The organism is Psychrobacillus sp. (assembly GCF_056205495.1).
On record NZ_JBAEAP010000419.1, the window covers coordinates 1 to 3,713 of the forward strand.

General features: G+C 41.2%; 3 protein-coding genes. All 3 read right to left on the reverse strand.

The annotated features are described in order from the left end of the window. Positions 1–342: DNA mismatch repair endonuclease MutL (gene mutL, locus AC06OU_RS12315; RefSeq protein ID WP_475856110.1), on the reverse strand; the 342-nt coding region annotated here is incomplete at its 3' end. A 22-nt stretch (positions 343–364) separates the two neighbouring features. Then, complete coding sequence (gene mutS / locus AC06OU_RS12320) at positions 365–2,953, reverse strand: DNA mismatch repair protein MutS (protein ID WP_475856112.1); 2,589 nt, start codon at positions 2,951–2,953, stop codon at positions 365–367. 241 nt (positions 2,954–3,194) lie between these two features. Continuing rightward, positions 3,195–3,713: outer spore coat protein CotE (gene cotE / locus AC06OU_RS12325; RefSeq protein WP_475856113.1), on the reverse strand; the 519-nt coding region annotated here is incomplete at its 5' end.

Sequence of the window (3,713 nt, forward strand, 5' to 3'; positions counted from 1 at the left end):
TGATGTCCAAAGATCGATTTTAGAAACAGAAGCTATACTGGCTAAGGCCTCTCCACGGAATCCTAAGGAGCGGATGCGGAACAGATCGTGCTCCGTCATTATTTTGGATGTGGCATGTCTGGAGAAGGAACGTAATGCATCCTCCTCATCCATTCCCTTACCATTGTCTGTCACCTGAATTTTAGCTAACCCTGCCTCCTCTAGCATAATTTCGATGGAGGTGCTTTCTGCATCAATGGCATTCTCTACTAACTCCTTCACTACGGAGGCTGGACGTTCTACTACTTCCCCTGCAGCTATTTTGTTAGATAAGAGCTCTTCCATTACGACGATTTTCCCCATTGTTGCTCACCACCTATATTTTTTAATCTAGCTCATTTTGTAGCTCGTATAATAATTGAAGGGCCTCTAAAGGTGTTGTACCCGAAATGTTGACCTTTTTAAGCTTTTTCATAATAATTCTTGCTGTTTCATTTTCTTCTTCATTAGTCTCTTCCGCTTTTACAATGGTTACGGGAGCTTCAGAAGAGGACACCTCATCAAAAAATGATAGCTGAGTATTTGCCCCATTTCTCTCATTTGACTCTTTTCTCTCCTGCTGTTCAAACGACTTCAGGATATTTCGAGCTCTTGAAATAATCTCTTCTGGCAGCTGTGCAAGCTCCGCGACATGTATTCCATAGCTTTTATCTGCTGGACCTTCTTTTAGCTTGTGAAGGAAAACTACCTTACCATCCTTTTCAGTTGCAGCCACATGGACGTTTCGTAGCATCGATAACGTTTGCTCTAGTTCTGTCAGCTCATGATAATGAGTGGAGAACAACGTGTTCGCTCCAATATGGTCGTGTATATATTCCATCATGGCCTGCGCTAAGCTCATACCATCATAAGTAGAAGTCCCACGTCCAATTTCATCGAACAATAGTAAGCTTTTGTTTGTGGCATTGACTATGGCATGCTGAGATTCCATCATCTCAATCATGAAAGTACTTTGCCCCCCTGCCAGGTCATCTGCTGCTCCTATTCGAGTGAATATTTTATCCACGATTGGCAGCTCAGCAGATTTTGCAGGCACGTAGCAGCCAATTTGAGCCATTATGACAGTGATGGCTACCTGTCTCATAAAGGTACTCTTACCTGACATATTCGGTCCAGTAATAAGTAGCATATTTTCCTTTTCAGTCAATACACAATCATTTGGGACATACAGCTGATTGTTCATCATCTTCTCCACAACCGGATGTCTTCCCTCTTTAATAATCATCGCATTCGAGTCATGGAACAGCGGTCTTGTCAAACGATGCTTTTCAGCGACCTCTGCAAACGAAATGAACACATCTAGCTCACTAATTTGCTTCGCTAGCTTTTGCACTAGCGGGATGTATTGTTTAATTTCTTCTCGCAGCTCGGAGAAAAGCTCATACTCTAAAACTAGGCTTTCATCCTCAGCTGAAAGGATAAGAGATTCCTTCTCCTTGAGCTCATCTGTTATATACCTTTCAGCATTTGCTAGAGTCTGTTTTCGGACATATCTTGATTCATCTGCCAAGTGAATGTTCGACTTCGTTAACTCAATATAATATCCAAATACTCGGTTATAGCCTATTTTTAAATTTTTTGCCCCAGTGATCTCTCGTTCTCTTCTTTCGAGCTCTGCAATCCATTTTTTCCCGTTAACAGAAGCATCTCGAAGCTTATCTAAGCGGTCATTGTAACCATTTTTTATAACTCCGCCATCTTTGACAGAAATTGGTGGCTGCTCGCTAATCGCATCCTCTAGCTTTCTCCAAATGTCCTGGCAATCTTCAATTGCTTCCCCTAATACTTGAAGCGTTTCGTCTTGCGTTTCTAATAGAAGCTGCTTGATCTGTGGAATTTTAGAAAGAGACTGTCTAAGTTGGGCAAGGTCGCGTCCTCCAGCACTTCCAAAGCCGATTCTTCCAACCAGTCGTTCTAAATCATAAACCTCTTTGAAAAGCTCTTTTATGTCCTCTCTTAACATGAAATCATCTAAGAAGCTGGTAACTATATTGAGCCTAGATTCAATCGCACTTTTATTGGCAAGTGGCTGATGAATCCATTGCTTTAGCTTTCTACCGCCCATAGCAGTAACAGTTTCATCTAAAAGCCATAACAAGGTTCCTTTTTGATCTCCGCTTCGTATCGAGGAAACAAGCTCTAAATTACGTTTAGAATGGTAATCCATTGCAAGGAATGCTTCTCTTTCCTGGAAGTTAAACGGTTGAATATGAAGCAATGATCGTTTTTGTGTTTTCTGTATGTATTTTAACAAACGCTTGACTGTACGATAGGTCTCTGCTGGATGATTTACCACATACTTCGCAGCTTCGTCATCCGACAATTCCTCTTGCTCGATGGATAACGTAAAATCGTGAATAGAGGATAAGTCATTTATTACTAAGTATAATTGTTCGCTAACGATTAACTCCTTTGCCTGTAGCGCTAAGAGCTGCTGAACGACTTCCTTCTCGTCACCTTTTATAATAGTAGTAAACCCGTCGCCTGTGGACACATCCAAATAGGAAAAGACGACTTCCTCGGTGGACAATAAATCTGCTGAGGCAATAAAATAATTAGTTTTGTTTTGTAATGCCTTTCCCTCCATCAGGGTACCTGGAGTTACCAGTTGAACAACCTCACGTTTAACCACACCTTTAGCAACCTTCGGATCTTCCACCTGCTCGCATATCGCTACCTTATACCCTTTCGAAATTAGGGTCTCTATATAGCTCTGTGCAGCATGATGTGGCACTCCACACATTGGAATGCCATCCTTTCTGCTTGTTAACGTAATTTCCAAGATGGATGCCGCCTTAATCGCATCATCATGAAATAGCTCGTAAAAGTCGCCGAGACGGAAAAACAAAAAAGCATCTATGTAGTCTTCTTTAATCTTTAAATATTGTTGCATCATTGGAGTAATTGTAGTCATTGTTTCCCTCTTCTCATTGTTACTCCCCCTATTATAACAAATTAAATAATCACCGCAGACATAATACGACTTGTTTTTAGATGTTTCTTGTGGGAAAAACTAGCTTTAGAGGAGACCTATTGCAATCATTAGAAGGGACTAGTTAGAAGAGCTACATGACCATGCCAGTGCATGCATTTTATGGTATCTCAAAAAAAATCCATACTTTAAAGCAAAAAAAAAGCCGGCCAGCGCCGGCTTATTAAAGTGAAGATGAATCGTGGAAATCGTCTGAAGAGCTGGATGAGCTGGATGAACTAGATGAGCTGGAAGAGCTAGATGAACTCTCATCCTCGTAAGACCATTCTTCCTCGAAGTCCTCATCATAAACTTGAATACAAACAGTTGTTTCTCCGACTACCTCTGCAAGTAACTCTCTCTCTACCGTCACTTGGAATTCACAGCCTTTTACAATAATTGCTTCTGTGCAATTTGGCTGCTGAATGACACGTACATGAACTTCTTCACCAGTTGCATCTTTGTCTCTATAGCTTAGTTTAATGCGATCCTTGTAATTCACCGTCTCCGTAAATACAGATGTTTTAGAGTGATCGTGGTGGGCATACCACACGTTGATATCGAATTTCCCAGATACTTCTACAAATTTCCCGTGTTTTTTAGATTGGTACGTATGATTGATAACCCAGCACCCTAAAATGCTAGAAGGTGTGTTTGGTGGTCGAAGTGTCTCACAAGATTCCGTTCTCTTTTTACCCTTAGC